The sequence below is a fragment of the Paenibacillus sp. p3-SID1389 genome (genome assembly GCF_025151705.1).
Taxonomy (GTDB): Bacteria; Bacillota; Bacilli; order Paenibacillales; family Paenibacillaceae; genus Fontibacillus; species Fontibacillus phoenicis.
This window is the reverse complement of sequence record NZ_JALXVO010000002.1, coordinates 32,413-47,407: the sequence shown is the minus strand read 5'-3', so window position 1 is coordinate 47,407 and position 14,995 is coordinate 32,413. Positions and strand designations below refer to the sequence as shown.

Genomic DNA, 14,995 nt, shown 5'->3' with positions numbered 1-14,995 from the left:
AGAAACTCCCCGGGCACCGTGTGCGATTTTCGCTGACGGTATCCGGGGAGTTTTTTTAGGTTTATCTATTTGAGTTTTGGTCTGGTGCATCCGGCCGCAGTTCTTTGACCAAGCTTGGCGGCGTTCGGCCTTCGAGGGCGGCCACCAGGTTTTCAGCGGCCCGCATCGCCATTTGCCGGCGAGTTTGGTCTGTCGCTGATCCGATATGCGGCAAGGTCACTACGTTTGGCAGCTTCAGCAGCGGATGGTCCGGATCGATCGGTTCCTTCTCGAACACATCCAATCCCGCGCCGTAGATTTGACGGTTCTGCAAAGCGGCGGTCAGCGCCTGCTCGTCAACGGTAGCCCCTCTGGAGGCGTTTACGAACACAGCCGTCGGCTTCATCAAGGCAAATTCCCGAGCGCCGATCAGCTTGCGCGTTTCCGGTGTGAGCGGCGTGATCAGCAAGATAAAATCCGCTTCCTTCAGCAGCTCATCCAGGGTGCAATAAACGGCACCCAGCCTAGCTTCGGCTTCCGGTTTCCGGCTGCGGTTGTGATACAGCACCTGCATCCCAAAGCCGAATTGCCCCCGATGGGCCACCGCTTCGCCGATTTCCCCCATCCCGATGATGCCAAGCTTCTTGTGGTGGACGTCGAGACCAAACAGGTTTTGGCCGTCACCGCGTTTCCATTTCCCTGCCTTCACGTATCGGTCCAGTTCCGATACCCGGCGGGCGACGTCCAGCATCAGGGCGAAAATCAAGTCGGCGACGGTGTCGTTCAGGACGGCCGAGGTGTTGGTTCCCAGCACGCCGCGGGCTTTCATCGCCTCGAGATCAAAGTTGTTGTAGCCAACGCTGATATTGCTGACAACTTTTAATTTGGGGGCATGATCCAACAGCTCCTGATTGATGCTGCGGTCCGCGGTCAACAATCCCTCGACGTCGCTTAAGCTGGCTAGAAGTTGGGCGCGGGTGATCGGTTCGTCGCCTTCCCATTTGCGGATTTCACAATGCTCGGCCAGATAATGTTCGACTTCCGGGGGGATCGGCCGGGAGATAAACACTTTTGGTTTCATGAGGTTCTCCTCTCTCAGGGGGATAGATCCATTGTTACGCACACCACGTAGACAAGGATTTAGCGATTATCGACTTTTTCCGGATACATATCATGATTAAGCAGGCGATGTTCCGCCATCGCTTCGTACTTGGTGCCGGGACGGCCATAGTTGCAGTAAGGATCGATGGAGATGCCGCCGCGCGGCGTAAATTTGCCCCAGACTTCGATGTACTTAGGATCCATGAGCTTGATCAAATCGTTCATAATGATGTTCACACAGTCCTCATGGAAATCGCCATGGTTGCGGAAGCTGAACAGATAGAGCTTTAACGACTTGCTTTCCACCATTTTGATATCGGGAATATAGCTGATGTAGATGGTGGCGAAGTCAGGCTGTCCGGTGATCGGGCAAAGGCTGGTAAACTCCGGGCAGTTGAATTTTACAAAATAATCACGGTACGGATGTTTATTGTCAAAGGTCTCTAATACCTCAGGCGCGTAGTCAAAAGGGTATTTGACGCCCTGGTTGCCCAGCAGGGTCACGTCTTGCATTTCTTCGGGTTTTCTTCCGGCCATGTGAAGCCCTCCTTATAGATATATTCATTAAAGCAATCTAGCGGACCGTACAGCCCTTATTTGCCTTTTTCCCGGACATTTCCTGTTGTAACGGACTCCAGTGACCTTATTTGGCTTTTATCGCAGCCGATGTGCTGTTTTACATCAAAATAAGGTCTACTGAGTCCGGTAGATTTGGAAAGCTCCCTCGGAGCCTCAAATAACGTCTCTGGTGTCCGTTAGCCGCGGGGTGGAGGTCTCGGCTGCATTCAAGATTCGATGCCGAACCAGCCTCCTCGAATCCGCCTCGTGATCGAAAGCCGATTGATGAACTGCCGTTTCAATGAAGGTTCAAAAATCGGGTTTGGAGCACCGAGAAGGTTGGATGAAGCTAGAGACTGGGTAGCGGAGCATAGCTAGGAGCTATGTGAGCAACGGAAGGCTCGGCTGAATTCAAGATTCGACGTCGAACCTGCACCCTCGAATTCGCCTCGTGATCGAAAGCCGATTTTTGAACTTCCGCTACACGCCGCGTTTGTTGCCCCAGACGAGGGCGTGGAGCTGCGGCAGCACCCGGACATTGTTCAGGTCCGGCGTGGCCATTACCTTGTCGATGAGCGCTTCGTAGCGGCGCAGCAGGTCGGACGCATGCTCCTGGATGTCCATCCGCTTCACGTCCGGGTTGCCCACCTGCACGTACATCGGCACGTTGGGGTAGCGAGTGTGCACCCGCTTGGCGTAAGCCAGATCGTCATCGTCAAACACGACGACCTTCAAGCTGACGGCGAGCGGGTGAGGCCGGGCAGCCAGCCTAGCGACGATATCGTCCAGCACGTCCCAGTTGGTGTCCATGCCCGAGCTTGGCGGCTTCGGCGACAGAGTCACCTGGTCGACCTCGGCCAGCCAATCCTGCCAACGCGAGCCTTGCGTCTCGACTGCGACGGTGATGCCTTCGGCGTGAAGCAGCTCCACCAAGCTGGCCAGCTGCGACAGGAGGGCGGGGTTGCCGCCGGACAAGGTGACGTGGGAGAAACGGTCGCCGCCGATGTCGCGCAGCTCGCCAAGGATTTCCGCCGGGGTCAGGCGGCGGATCATCTCCTTCGCGCTGCCGTCCCAGGTGAAGGCGGAGTCGCACCAAGAGCAGCGATAATCGCAGCCGGCGGTGCGGACGAACATCGTCTTCTGTCCGATCACCATACCCTCGCCTTGTACGGTGGGGCCAAAGATCTCCATGACGGGGATCGGCAGCTCGCGGTGCTCTTGTGTGGTCGCTTCCTTACTCATCCTGCATCCACTCCCGTCTCGCTTCCGCATAGCTGGTTGGCGTCTCATAGAGGCGGACGAACTCCGTCCGGGCCTCCAGCACCGGATTGCGATAAGCTTCCGATTGCAGCGCCTCCTCCATCTTCTCGAACAGCCACACCACCATATTTTCGGCGGTGGTATTCATCGGCGGCAGCGTTTCATTAATGTAACGATGGTCCAGATAAGCTTCAATTTCGTTCTTCCAAATCTCCTTGATCGTGCCAAAATCAACGGTCATGCCGATCTCATCCGGCCGGCCGCTGATGCCAAACACCACTTTGTACGTGTGGCCGTGCAGGTTTTTGCATTTGCCGTCATACGCATGCAGGTGGTGCGCGGCATCAAAAGTGAATTCCTTGCTCACCAGTACCCGGCGGCGGTGGTAACGTAGCTGGTCCCGGCGGATGTCCTGGTCCAGCTTCTGCAGCGCTTCAACGATGCGAAATTCCCCCGGTGTCCGGTTCATCGTGAATTCGCCTCCTGGCGTTCCAGCAAGTATTTGTCCAGTCCAGCTTTTCTCAGCTTGCAGGCCGGGCATTCGCCGCAGCCATCGCCGATGATACCGTTGTAGCAGGTAAGCGTCCGTTCGCGCACGAAATCAAAGGCTCCAAGCTCATCGGCTAGCTTCCAGGTCTCTGCTTTGTCGATCCACATGAGCGGCGTATGGATCACAAACTCGTAATCCATCGCCAAATTCAAAGTCACGTTCAGCGATTTCACAAACACGTCGCGGCAGTCGGGATAACCGCTGAAGTCGGTCTCGCAGACGCCGGTGACGATATGCTTGGCACCTACGCCTTTGGCGAGTACGGCAGCAAAGCTGAGGAAGAGATGGTTGCGGCCGTCCACAAACGTGCTTGGCAGCTCCCCCTCCTGATGCTCGATCGCAATGTCGCTGCGCGTCAAAGCGTTGGCCGTTAATTGGCCAAGCAGGCTCATGTCTAACACGGTATGCTTGATGCCAAGCTCGGCGGTAATCGATTTCGCGCATTCGATCTCCAGCTTATGGCGTTGGCCATAATCAAACGTCACGGCCTCAACCTCGCCGAATTGCTGGATCGCCCAGAACAGACAGGTTGTGCTGTCTTGACCGCCGCTGAACACAACAACCGCTTTTTCCTTTTTAAGCATAAAAAAACCCTCCGTCTTCTTTAATAGTGAAGCAGGAATCCTTCGTTCCCGGCCCATTGTGATAGAAGAAAGAGAGTTCTTGAACTGGTCACAAAAAAACAAGCCCATTTCGACCGGCAGGGTGTCCTTGGCGCTGCGACTCCGTTGCCGTTCAGCAAACGGGCATGCGAGCGCGAAGAACCCGCCGAATCAAGGCAGGGCATTTATAGTTTTTTATAGAGGGAGTTCTCGAACCTCTCCCGTGTATTCCCGTAGGAATAAGCACGGATTTCTTCTTCAATTTCGTTATGCACTGGGGAGCGGGCCTCCAGGCACAAACCCCATTATAACATATTTTGCGCAGAGGGGAAGTGAAGGCGCGATCACTCAGTTAAAATGTTACTAAGGAGGCATCGGTTCACTCACATCGAAATGTTACCGAAGGGATGTGTTTTGAAACTGAGCATGAAAACACGACGTGAAGTAATCCGTACCTTGGCTGATCAATACAAGAGAGCGAAATCGCGAAATGAAAAATCTGTAATCCTTGATAATGCCGTGAAGGTGCTGGGTTGCCAACCCGTAACGTCTGCCTCCACTGGGTAACAAAATTACGTGAGTGAACCACTATCCTTCGGTAACATTTTTAAATGAGTTGACACGGAAGGGAGGGTCGGGTGTACTATTTTTAATGAAATTGAGCTAATTTGGTTCACAAACGAGCGAAACTCACCGATAGCGGTTTGCAGCCTGTCTTTTGATGGCCTGAATGGCGCCCATATGAAGTCCTTCATGGAAGATCGTTCTCACAAGTACCTGCTCAAGGGTATGCATCCCCATATCCGTTGGCGGATACTCCTCCTCCAGCCGATCCCGGTACTGCTGCTCTATGAAGCGAGGCTGCTCCTGAAGCAGTGATATCAATTCTGACAATGACGGGGTTTCGTCCGTAAAATGCGATGGGTTCGTTCCGTAACCGAACCATTGATTAAAGCTCATCGGGACCGGCATATCCTCTTTCGTAAGCACGCGTATCCATAAATACTGATCCAGAACCACATGCCCCAGATTCCATCTGATATTGTTGTTGAAACCATCCGGTACAATGTCAGCCTCGTCTTCCGACACGTCTTCAACCACCTTCAACAGCTCTCTGCGGTATGTATGCAGCTGCTCAAACAATACCTCATGTCTTCTTTCCATCGAAATACCTCCCAGATTCTGATATCTTAATATAATTATGTGAAAAAATATAAAATCCTTTTATTTCGAAAAAATAGGAGCGCCATAAATGCGCCCCGCTAAGCCTATCGAACCTTCCGCTTCTTTTATTCAATCAACGGACTCCTGAACTGCGTCACGATTGCTCGGAAAGGTACCGATCAGATCCAGCTTGATCCAATGATGCCCATTGCTGACCTCACTCTTGTATACCTTCGTTTTAGCACCCTGATTCGCGAACACAAGATCGTTGACACCGCGGTTGAACAGATCGACAGCTGCCACGCCCCGGCTGTCATCCGTAAAGGTAATGCCAACATCCTTGGACACGTCGGTGAACACGTTGCCATCATTCAAGAATAAGGGCTTGGATTCATAGCCCGACATGCTTTTGTTATGAAATGCAGGCCAACTGGCCGCATCCTCGACGATATAACCTGGCGTAGTCGCAAGCGTCCCCATGTCGAACCAGTACTCCTCCTCCTCATCTGCCGATATAAAACCGTTCGTCACCATCAAGCTCATATTTCCGCTGTTATCCGCATCGAAGAAGCGAGCTCCCCAGGCCCATCCCGATTGCTGAATGCCCATTTCCTGTGCTCGGTCGACATACCTTCCGTTCTCATCTTCATGCCATAACTGATTTCCTTCCAGCAAATATCTTTCCTTACCTGCTGGTAGCGCTCACGGGATGCCAGGCGGTCGGCGGGTTTGACGTGGCCAAAGCGCTGGCCAACAGCGCAAAGACGACGAGCAGTGAGTCGAAACAGACGGTTACCGTCGAAGTTGTTCCGGCTGAATCGGCCAAGCTGACTGCGGAGGACCAAAAAGCAATTGATCTTATTAATTCTTTCTCTCTGAATATCGATAGTGCAAAGGTGCAGGATACCAAACATATTTCGATGAAAGGCTCCGTCGGCTTGAAGGGAGAGAAGATTCCGTTCCTCTTCTTCATGGACGACAAGGGGATTGCGCTGCAGGTTGAAGGCGCGAAGCAGCCGTTGTACATACCTCAGTCCATTGAGGGCGTGACGCTGCCTGACACGAGCGAATTGGAAGCCGGGGCGCAGGAGCTGACCGTCAAACTGGCGGAATTCGTGCTGAAGCATTTCCCGAACCCTTCGGTATTGACCGTGAAGCAAACTTCCTCGCAGGTAAACGGGGAGACGTTGAGCTTGACGAACCTGCATGCGGAAGTGCGCGGCGACGAGCTGTTTGGGCTGATTAAGCCGTTCCTCGCCAGCGCGGTGAAGGATGAGCAAGGGCTCAGAGACCTGATTGGGGATTATTACGTTCTGCTGATGCCGTTCCTGAAACTGCCGGGGGACGAAGAGGATGCCGAAATCACGCCGGAGCAGGCGCAGGAAGCGAAGAAGGAAGCCGTGGATGAACTGTAAAAGCTTCAGCAAGGTATTGAAGAGCTGCTGGCCTCTTACGACGAAACGGTAGACGAATTGTTCGAGAATACGCCGGAGCTGGCGACGGTATTCGGCAAGGATACGGTGTTGAAGCTGGACCTGTATTTTGACGGCAAGCTGAACATCCGCAAGCAGTCGATGGATTTGAACATTGCGCTTCCAGCTTCCGAGGAGCTTCCGATCTCTGCGATTAAGGTGCGCAGCGACAGCGAAATGTGGAACATCGGCGGGACAGTAACCGCGGATCAAGTGGATACGAGTGTCGGTGTTATCGACGTGACGGAAACGGAGTTGACCCCAGGGCAAATTTTGCGCAATTTCCAGGGTTCCGCTCCGCTGTACAAATTGCTCAAAGAAGACCTTAATTTGACCCATAGACAGCTTGTGCTCGATACCCAAAGCGACTACTATGGATTGATCACGAAGAACGGCATCTCCTTTGTACAGTTGCGTTACTTGGCTGAGCAGTTAGACGCCGAAGTGAAGTGGACGCCGGGGTCTGGCCAGATTGTCGTGATCGATGACCTGACCGGCAAGGAGATCGTTCTCAAGGTCGGCTCGAAGAAAGCGGCGGTGGATGGCAAGGTGGTAACGCTGAGCCAGCCAGCCTTTGTCCATAAGGACGGGTTGACTTACGTGCCGCTCCGATTCCTGGCAGAGGCGCTTAGCGCATCCGTAGACTTCGACGCTGACGGTTGGATCACTATCGTTAGAGAATAAGCGGTGCAATCAAAACGATAATGGAGGGACCTTCCCAAGCTATCCTGATGATGGCAAAGGGAAGGTCCTTTATTTTGGGCTGACGATTGATTAATTGTCCTAGCCTGTGTATAATGATAATCATTATCAGTAGAAAATGGGGGAGCAATACAAATGAAGGTGTTCAAACATCGATTTCTTGTGGTGGCAACGGTTCTGTTGCTGACAGTTGTGCTTGCGGCTTGCGGCCAAAACGGCGGCAATACGGCAAACGATGCGGCGGCGTCGAACCATAATGCAGCGGGAAGCGCGCAATCCGGCAACGGAACCAACGATTCCGCCGAAGGACAAGCGGCAACGAAGGTTTACAAGGACTATACCGGGCAAGAGGTTGAGATTCCAACCAATCCGCAGCGGATTGTATCCATTACGCATCTGGGTGATCTGCTGGCTCTCGGCGTGAAGCCGGTTGGGGCGGGCTCGCTTGCTCTGGAAAACTCGGTTCTGCTGAATAAGGAACTGGAAGGCGTGGAAAGCGTCGGTGATATCTCAGTAGAGAAAGTGCTGGAGCTTCAGCCGGACCTGATTATTGTCCCGACCTATACACCGGCCGATATCGTTGAGCAATTAAAGAAAATTGGTCCGGTTGTCACCCTGGCCACCACAGGCTGGGAGGGAATTGACCCGCTGGAGGAAGTGAAGACGGTGGGTGAAATGCTGGGCCGTGAGCAACAGGCGGAGGAATTTATTACCCGGTATAAGCAAAAAGCCGAGGAGGCCAAAGCCAAGCTCAGTGAGGTGATCGGACCCGATGAAACTGTCGGCACGTATTCGATCTGGGCGAAGAACTTCTGGGTATGGCCAAAAACCCGGGATGCCGGCTATAACCTGTACGAAATGTTTGGCTTGAAGCCGCAGGAGAAGATCGAGAAAGAGGTATTCCCGACCACAGGCGCGGATATTTCTTTGGAGGTCGTTCCGGAATATGCTGCGGACCATATGTTCGTGACGGTGTATGAGCCGGACGGCGGGAAGGAACGCGCAGAGGAAGTCATGAATGGACCGGTGTGGAAGAACATCCCTGCCGTGAAAAATAACCACGTGTACTTGCTGAACTACAAAGAGTTCTGGATGGTGGACGGACTGAATCTGGAGAAGCAGCTGGATATTCTTGTGGACCTTGTCGTCAGCCAATATCAAAAATAAAACAACCAACCCAAGAGGGCCGTTCCTCGCGTCGTTTGCCGATGCGCCAGAACGGCTTTTTCATGTCTAGCGCCAGCCGGCAAGCCAGCTTACAAGATCTGCCGGTGGATGGCCAACGCCCATTCCTCCGCGATCATGCGCTCGGGAAGGAGATCGCCAATCAACATGAGATAAGTGGATCATTGACAAAGAAAACGCTAGTTTCTAAGATATGTTTATTCGTAATGATTACGTTTAATACCCAAGAATAGGATGGATCGATATGCTAAAAATGAAACGGGGCGACGTCCTGCTGATCGTTGTTCTGGTCTTGTTGGGTTCGACGTGGCTCTTCCTGCGCCAGGTGCTGGAAAGCCGGGAGACGGTAGATCCGGCAACGCTTCGCGCCGAAATCCAGGTGGACGGCAAATCCTACCGCAGCGTCCCCTTGGACGTCGGGGAGGAGACCATCGAAATCCACTCGAAATACGGGAACAATACGCTAAAGGTCTTTGACGGGGGGATCCAAATGATGTACGCCGACTGCCCGAAAAAAATCTCCATGCAGATGGGCTTCATCTCCCGGCCCGGCGAGACGATCATCTGTGTGCCCAACCGTGTGTATGTGGAGATCGTCCGCAGCGGCGCTCCAGGCCCGGATGATAACGGCGTAGACGCCTATATCCGCTAGTTTTCCATCCCCGACAGATCCTCCCATGCTTTCACCGAATCCTCGCTAGGATAGACGTAGGGTCGTTTGTGATCTTGGAATTTCTCGGATGCGCTCCGCGTTAACGGTAAGGATCGCCTTGCCCTCCCGCGTTTGCGGCTCAATGGTTCCTTCCACCTCAAGCCAGCTGTCTTTAGTCAGCTCAACAAGCGGCTGGTCGGAGGTGACCACGAGCCCAAACGCGCTCCGATCAGCACGAAAGGCAGCGCTTCCAGCAAGATGCTGAGAAAGCTGGTTTTGAACGTTTGCAGCTCGTCAAGCGGGACCTGTCGAATCAGCGACGGGTATAGGACCGTCAGGCAGGCGAGCGCGAAAGCGGCCGGCACAAGAATCGGCAGCATTCGGGTGATGGCTTGTTTATTCATGGCGTACTCCTTTTAGACAAAATCAGGATCTAGTGCAGTATTATACTATTATTTTCCAAGGCGTTTCAGAACGAAGTTGATAGATTCGTTCGCAGATTCGTATCGATAGTTGACAAAGCCCAGGGAAGGAAGATATAGTATTGATTGTTAATCGTAATAATTACGAATAAACCAGAGCGGGCATCTGGTCTTGCATACGAAAGGGGATGAAACGAAATGAATGAACATATTGCGCGCCCGATTCCCGTTACGGTGCTGTGTGGATATTTGGGTTCGGGCAAAACAACGCTGCTGAACCACGTCTTGAGCAATCGCCAGGGGCTGAAGGTGGCGGTGATCGTCAATGATATGAGCGAGATTAACGTCGATGCGGAGCTGATCAGCGCCGGCGGGAGTTTGTCACGCACGGAAGAGAAGCTGGTGGAGTTGTCGAACGGCTGCATTTGCTGTACGCTGCGCGAGGATTTGCTCAGAGAGGTGCAGAAGCTGGCAGCGGAGGGGCGGTTCGATTACATATTAATCGAGTCAACAGGGATCAGTGAACCGGTACCAATCGCCCAAACGTTTACTTATGCGGATGCCGAGACAGGGATTGATTTGACGGGGATCGCCAAGCTGGACTGCCTGGTTACCGTAGTGGACGCCTACCGGTTCTGGCATGATTTCTCCTCCGGAGAGACACTTCTGGAACGAGGGCAGCAAGCAGGAGAAGGCGACAATCGCGATGTGGTTGATTTGTTGATCGATCAAATCGAGACCTGCGACATTTTCATTTTGAATAAATGCGACCTGGTAGACGAGGAGGAGTTGAAGGAACTGGAGGGTGTCCTGCGTAAACTGCAGCCAACCGCCAAGTTTATCCGCTCCACGATGGGCTGCGTGGATCCGCAGGAAATTTTGAACACAGGCTTGTTCGATTTCGAGAAAGCCAGCCAATCGGCCGGATGGATCCGGGAACTGGAGTTGGAAAACCATACGCCGGAAACGGAGGAATACGGTATCGGTTCGTTTGTGTACCGGCGGAGACGGCCGTTTCATCCAGAGCGATTGGCGCAGTTTATGAGCCAGTGGCCAGAGGAAGTGGTGCGGGCGAAAGGGCTCGTTTGGATCGCAACGGAGTCCGATATGGCGGCGAATTTGAGTCAGGCCGGGCCGTCGATTCAATTTGGTCCGGCTGGTTATTGGCTAGCCTCACTGTCTGATCGTGAGCGGGAGGAGCTGTTTAACGAAGAGCCGGAGCTGCGGCGTAAATGGGACGATGTGACGGGCGACCGGATCAATGAACTGGTGTTTATCGGCATTGGAATGGATCGCGCCGGGATTGAACGGGAGCTTAATGCTTGCTTGTTAAGCGACGAAGAGATGCAGATGAATTGGGCGAACTTCCCCAATCCGCTGCCGTGGATTTCGGCGGAAGAGCTGGCGGGCGCCAACTAAAGACTAATTTTTGAGGAGGAATAGACATGCGAGTGGTCATCACATTAGCTTGTACGGAGTGCGGGGATCGAAACTATACGACAACCAAAAATAAAAAGACCCATCCCGAACGTCTGGAACTGCGGAAATACTCGCCTCGGCTGCGTAAATACACGATTCATCGGGAGACGCGCTAATTGAGCTTGGGAGAGTTGGTACCGTTGGAGGGCGATTTGTCGTCTTTGTTAATCGTAAAAATTACGCTTTAGAGAAGAAGGGGTAACATGATTTTATCCTCGATGGAAAACGTCGTGTTTGGGTATGGCGACAAACCGGTCATTGACGGGGTGTCCCTCGAAATCCATGCCGGCGAGTTCGTTGGCATTACCGGACCTAACGGTGCGGCCAAGACGACGCTGCTCAAGCTGTTGCTCGGTCTGCTGAAGCCGTGGAGCGGGAGCGTGAAAATCAACGAGGAAGCGTTGGTGGAGGGCCGGCTGAACGTAGGTTACGTCCCGCAGCAAGTCGCCGCGTTTAACAGCGGGTTCCCTAGCCGGGTGCTGGAGCTGGTGAAGTCGGGGTGTTATCCCCGGCTCGGTTTGTTTCGCCGGTTTGGTGCAGAGGAGCAGCAGATCGTCGAACGCAGCTTGAAGCAAGTGGGGATGTGGGAGCAACGATACCGGAAAATCGGCGAGCTGTCAGGCGGACAGAAGCAGCGGATTTGCATTGCTCGAGCCTTGGCCGGGCAGCCTCGGGTGCTGGTTCTGGATGAACCCACGACGGGCATGGACCGGCAAAGCCGCCAAGGATTTTATCAGCTGCTGCGGCACATGACGGACCAACACGGATTGACGGTGATCATGGTGACCCACGGCCCGGAGGAAGCGGAGGCGTATCTGGACCGCATCATATCCCTGGAGCAACAGGAAAGCGAGGAATGGCAATGCTTGACTACGCGTTCATGCAGCGTGCGTTTTGGGCCGGCGCTTTGATCGGCAGCATCGCCCCGGTCATCGGCGTCTTCCTGATGTTGCGGCGCCAGGCGCTGATGGCCGATACGTTGTCCCACGTTTCGCTGGCTGGTGTAGCCCTCGGGGCTGTGCTGGGCTGGAACCCGGCCTTGGCCGGCTTTGTCGCTGCCATCCTCGGCGGGCTGCTCATCGAGCAGTTGCGTCGGAGCTACCGAGCGTATAGCGAGATGCCGGTTGCGATCGTCATGACTTCGGGGCTGGCACTCGCCGTCGTGCTGATGAGCTTACGAAGCAACCTGAGCCAAAGCTTCAGCGCGTACCTGTTTGGCTCGATCGTCGCGGTGAGCGACACACAACTGGTGTTGATGGCTGGCGTCGCTTTGCTAGGCGCCGCGTATTTCATCGTGCTGCGAAGACCGCTGTACAGCCTGACTTTTGACGAAGAAACCGCTCGAATCAGCGGGATCCCGGTGAAGTGGCTGTCGTTCTCCTTCGCGGTGTTTACCGGCATGGCGGTGGCGGCGGCGATCCCAATTGTTGGCGTGCTGTTGGTGTCCTCGCTGATCGTGTTGCCAGCCTCGCTGGCGCTGCGGTTGGCCCGCGGGTTTGCGGCAGCGATTGTCATCGCAGTTGCCTCCGGCCTAACGGGGATCTTCAGCGGGCTAACCGCTTCGTATTACTTGGATATGCCGCCCGGCGGGACGATTGCGTTGATTTTGCTGCTGTTTTTATTAGCCGGCATCGCGGGGCAGAAGGTACGGGGATCCCTAGCTCGGAGGAACGGGCGCAGCGTGAGGCAGGCGGCGAGAAGCCAAGGGGAGTCTATAACCTTGCCGTCGGAAGAAGGCGGAAGAATTTAGTGTGGAATCAAAGGGAGAGATGAGAATGAATTTACAATATGTGAAAAGGTTCGCCACTGCGGCGGCCCTGAGCTTGATGCTGGTGATCGCCGGTTGCGGCGGGGGTGGACAGCCCGCAGGGAATGCTGCCAATTCGGCGAATGCCGCAGAGAAGACAGCAGGCAATAACGAAGCGGTGAATGCGAAACAGCCGTTGCGGATTCAAACGAGCTTTTACCCGATCTACGAATTTACGAAGCAGGTGGCTGGCGATCTGGCGACGGTGGAGTTGCTCGTTCCCGGCGGTGTGGAACCCCACGATTGGGAGCCTAGTCCTCAGGATATTCGGAAGCTGACGGAATCCGATCTGCTTATCGTAAACGGTGCCGGAATGGAAAGCTGGCTGGAGCAGGTGGAGGCCTCTGCATCCGGCGGCAAGCCGGAGATCATTGAGACCAGTGAAGGGATTACGCTGATGGAAGGCGGAGAAGAAGAGGAGCATGGGCATGACGAGGAGCATGCAGCCGAAGAAGAGCATGCCGACGGGGATGAGCATGACGCAGATCACGCTGCGGATCACGACGCAGATCATGAAGCCGAAGCTGGAGAAGCCGCTCACGACTCCGATCATGATCATGGCCACGATCACGGCGGGCTGGACCCGCATGTTTGGTTGTCACCGGCGCTGGCAGTCCAAGAGGTTCGCAACATTGAAGCCGCCTTGGCGAAGGCTGACCCGGAGAACGCCGCGAACTATAAGCAAAACGCCGACGCATACGTTGCCCAGCTAGAGCAATTGGATCAAGATTTCGCCAACGCGTTCGCTAATGCGAAACGCAAGGATTTTATCACACAACATGCGGCATTTGGTTATTTGGCTCAGGAGTACGGGCTGACTCAAGTGCCGATCGCCGGGTTATCCCCTGACCAGGAGCCGTCAGCGGTGCAGATGACGGAGATCGTGAAGTTCGCCAAGGAGCATCAGGTGAAGACGATTTTCTTCGAGACGTTGGTTTCTTCCAAAGTAGCCGAGACGATTGCCCGGGAAATTGGAGCGAAGACAGCGGTCCTGAACCCGATCGAAGGACTGACGGCCGAAGACGAAGCAGCTGGCCGGGACTATCTGTCGCTGATGCGTCAAAATCTTGAAGCTTTGAAAGCTGCGTTAAACGAGTAACTTCACTGGATACGATATGTGCTCCATAAGCAAAGCAGCCCAAAGCCACATTAGGCAAGGGCTGCTTTTTTATCGAATGTTTTTACCATAGAAGATTTCATCCATTTCGGTGACCAGCATCTCGGTAATCTGCTTTTGCTCTGCGGGAGACAGATCGTCCTTCGTGTACCCAAACAGATAGTTGTTTAAATCAAATTGCTTCAACTTGCATTTCGTGTGAAAAATATGCTCCGGGTACACATTAACATCAATCATCTGATACTTCTCGATCACTTCATCGGGAATATAGTTCTGGATCGAGCTGATATCGTGGTCGATGAACAGCTTGTGGCCGTTAATGTCGCGGGTAAAACCGCGCACGCGGTAATCGATGGTCATGATGTCCGCCTCGAAGGAATGGATCAGGTAGTTTAGCGCCTTCAGCGGCGAGATCTCCCCGCAGGTCGAAACGTCGATGTCGGCGCGGAACGTGCTGATGCTCTCTTTCGGATCGTATTCAGGATACGTGTGGACGGTGATGTGGCTTTTGTCGAGCTGTATCACCACAGATTCTGGCAGCGGTCCGGGCGATTCGTCAAACGACTCGGTGGGCACCTCCACCACGGGGCCTTCAGAAATCAGCATTGTTACACTGGCCCCCTGCGGAACGTAATCCTGGTTCGCGATATTCAAAATATGAGCGCCAATAATTTCGGAGACGGTGCTGAGAATTTTCGTCAGGCGGTCGGAATTGTACTGGTCGTCGATATAGGCGATATAGGCTTCGCGTTCCTGTTTGGTCCGGGTGTAACAGACATCGTACATATTAAAGCTTAACGTTTTGGTCAGGTTGTTGAACTCATGCAGCTGAATGCGCTGCTCCGGCGTCAACTTCATGAGAGATCCCCCTTAGCATAGGTATACCCTATTGGTTATTCCCTTTTCTTCTGGAAATAAAACGTTCCGCTGCTGCTGTATCCCCAT

Annotated in this window: 18 protein-coding genes and 1 riboswitch; of the genes, 9 read left to right on the top strand and 9 right to left on the bottom strand. The window is 53.8% G+C overall.

The window, feature by feature from the left end:
* Positions 1-61: 61 nt before the first annotated feature.
* The 7 genes from M3G15_RS01140 to M3G15_RS01110 all read right to left on the bottom strand — a co-directional run bounded on the left by M3G15_RS01140 (position 62) and on the right by M3G15_RS01110 (position 5,889).
* Positions 62-1,060, bottom strand: a complete 999-nt coding sequence (locus M3G15_RS01140; RefSeq protein ID WP_260069836.1) for a 2-hydroxyacid dehydrogenase — start codon at positions 1,058-1,060, stop codon at positions 62-64.
* A gap of 59 nt (positions 1,061-1,119) precedes the next feature.
* Positions 1,120-1,617: a preQ(1) synthase gene (gene queF / locus M3G15_RS01135; protein ID WP_009226069.1), complete on the bottom strand. Its 498-nt coding sequence runs from the start codon at positions 1,615-1,617 to the stop codon at positions 1,120-1,122.
* A 501-nt stretch (positions 1,618-2,118) separates the two neighbouring features.
* Entirely contained in the window at positions 2,119-2,880 is a 762-nt protein-coding gene (gene queE / locus M3G15_RS01130; protein WP_260069904.1) for a 7-carboxy-7-deazaguanine synthase QueE, read from the bottom strand.
* Positions 2,873-3,367, bottom strand: a complete 495-nt coding sequence (queD, locus tag M3G15_RS01125; RefSeq protein WP_009226071.1) for a 6-carboxytetrahydropterin synthase QueD — start codon at positions 3,365-3,367, stop codon at positions 2,873-2,875. Before queD ends, queE begins: the two co-directional genes overlap by 8 nt.
* Positions 3,364-4,032, bottom strand: a complete 669-nt coding sequence (gene queC, locus M3G15_RS01120; protein ID WP_009226072.1) for a 7-cyano-7-deazaguanine synthase QueC — start codon at positions 4,030-4,032, stop codon at positions 3,364-3,366. Before queC ends, queD begins: the two co-directional genes overlap by 4 nt.
* Positions 4,033-4,231: 199 nt before the next feature.
* Positions 4,232-4,275: riboswitch (PreQ1 riboswitch) on the bottom strand.
* Positions 4,276-4,740: 465 nt separating this feature from the next.
* Positions 4,741-5,214, bottom strand: a complete 474-nt coding sequence (locus M3G15_RS01115; RefSeq protein WP_009226073.1) for a DinB family protein — start codon at positions 5,212-5,214, stop codon at positions 4,741-4,743.
* Positions 5,215-5,343: 129 nt separating this feature from the next.
* The gene (locus M3G15_RS01110) at positions 5,344-5,889 is read right to left on the bottom strand and encodes a hypothetical protein (protein WP_260069835.1); all 546 of its coding nucleotides are present in this window, start codon (positions 5,887-5,889) and stop codon (positions 5,344-5,346) included.
* Between the two features lie 59 nt (positions 5,890-5,948).
* Between M3G15_RS01110 and M3G15_RS01105 the strand changes: the two genes are divergently transcribed.
* The 4 genes from M3G15_RS01105 to M3G15_RS01090 all read left to right on the top strand — a co-directional run bounded on the left by M3G15_RS01105 (position 5,949) and on the right by M3G15_RS01090 (position 9,225).
* Complete coding sequence (locus tag M3G15_RS01105) at positions 5,949-6,629, top strand: hypothetical protein (RefSeq protein WP_260069834.1); 681 nt, start codon at positions 5,949-5,951, stop codon at positions 6,627-6,629.
* A gap of 57 nt (positions 6,630-6,686) precedes the next feature.
* Entirely contained in the window at positions 6,687-7,370 is a 684-nt protein-coding gene (locus M3G15_RS01100) for a copper amine oxidase N-terminal domain-containing protein (protein WP_260069833.1), read from the top strand.
* Between the two features lie 153 nt (positions 7,371-7,523).
* Positions 7,524-8,555, top strand: coding sequence for an ABC transporter substrate-binding protein (locus M3G15_RS01095; protein ID WP_260069832.1), 1,032 nt, complete (start codon positions 7,524-7,526; stop codon positions 8,553-8,555).
* Positions 8,556-8,817: 262 nt separating this feature from the next.
* Complete coding sequence (locus M3G15_RS01090; RefSeq protein WP_260069831.1) at positions 8,818-9,225, top strand: NusG domain II-containing protein; 408 nt, start codon at positions 8,818-8,820, stop codon at positions 9,223-9,225.
* Positions 9,226-9,401: 176 nt separating this feature from the next.
* Here M3G15_RS01090 and M3G15_RS01085 read toward each other — a convergent pair whose 3' ends face one another.
* Positions 9,402-9,629, bottom strand: coding sequence for a hypothetical protein (locus M3G15_RS01085; RefSeq protein WP_009226080.1), 228 nt, complete (start codon positions 9,627-9,629; stop codon positions 9,402-9,404).
* Positions 9,630-9,845: 216 nt separating this feature from the next.
* Here M3G15_RS01085 and M3G15_RS01080 point away from each other — a divergent pair, with 216 nt between their 5' ends.
* From M3G15_RS01080 to M3G15_RS01060, 5 genes are all read left to right on the top strand, one after another.
* Positions 9,846-11,066: a GTP-binding protein gene (locus M3G15_RS01080; protein ID WP_260069830.1), complete on the top strand. Its 1,221-nt coding sequence runs from the start codon at positions 9,846-9,848 to the stop codon at positions 11,064-11,066.
* A 26-nt stretch (positions 11,067-11,092) separates the two neighbouring features.
* Positions 11,093-11,242 (top strand): 50S ribosomal protein L33, encoded by a 150-nt coding sequence (gene rpmG / locus M3G15_RS01075; protein ID WP_009226082.1) that lies wholly within the window; start codon positions 11,093-11,095, stop codon positions 11,240-11,242.
* An 87-nt stretch (positions 11,243-11,329) separates the two neighbouring features.
* Positions 11,330-12,037, top strand: a complete 708-nt coding sequence (locus M3G15_RS01070; RefSeq protein ID WP_009226083.1) for a metal ABC transporter ATP-binding protein — start codon at positions 11,330-11,332, stop codon at positions 12,035-12,037.
* Positions 11,983-12,876, top strand: a complete 894-nt coding sequence (locus tag M3G15_RS01065) for a metal ABC transporter permease (RefSeq protein WP_260069829.1) — start codon at positions 11,983-11,985, stop codon at positions 12,874-12,876. Before M3G15_RS01070 ends, M3G15_RS01065 begins: the two co-directional genes overlap by 55 nt.
* 25 nt (positions 12,877-12,901) lie before the next feature.
* Positions 12,902-14,032, top strand: a complete 1,131-nt coding sequence (locus M3G15_RS01060; RefSeq protein ID WP_260069828.1) for a metal ABC transporter substrate-binding protein — start codon at positions 12,902-12,904, stop codon at positions 14,030-14,032.
* Positions 14,033-14,101: 69 nt separating this feature from the next.
* Here the strand turns inward: M3G15_RS01060 and speD are convergent, their stop codons facing one another.
* Positions 14,102-14,908, bottom strand: coding sequence for an adenosylmethionine decarboxylase (speD, locus tag M3G15_RS01055; RefSeq protein ID WP_009226086.1), 807 nt, complete (start codon positions 14,906-14,908; stop codon positions 14,102-14,104).
* Positions 14,909-14,995: the final 87 nt, after the last annotated feature.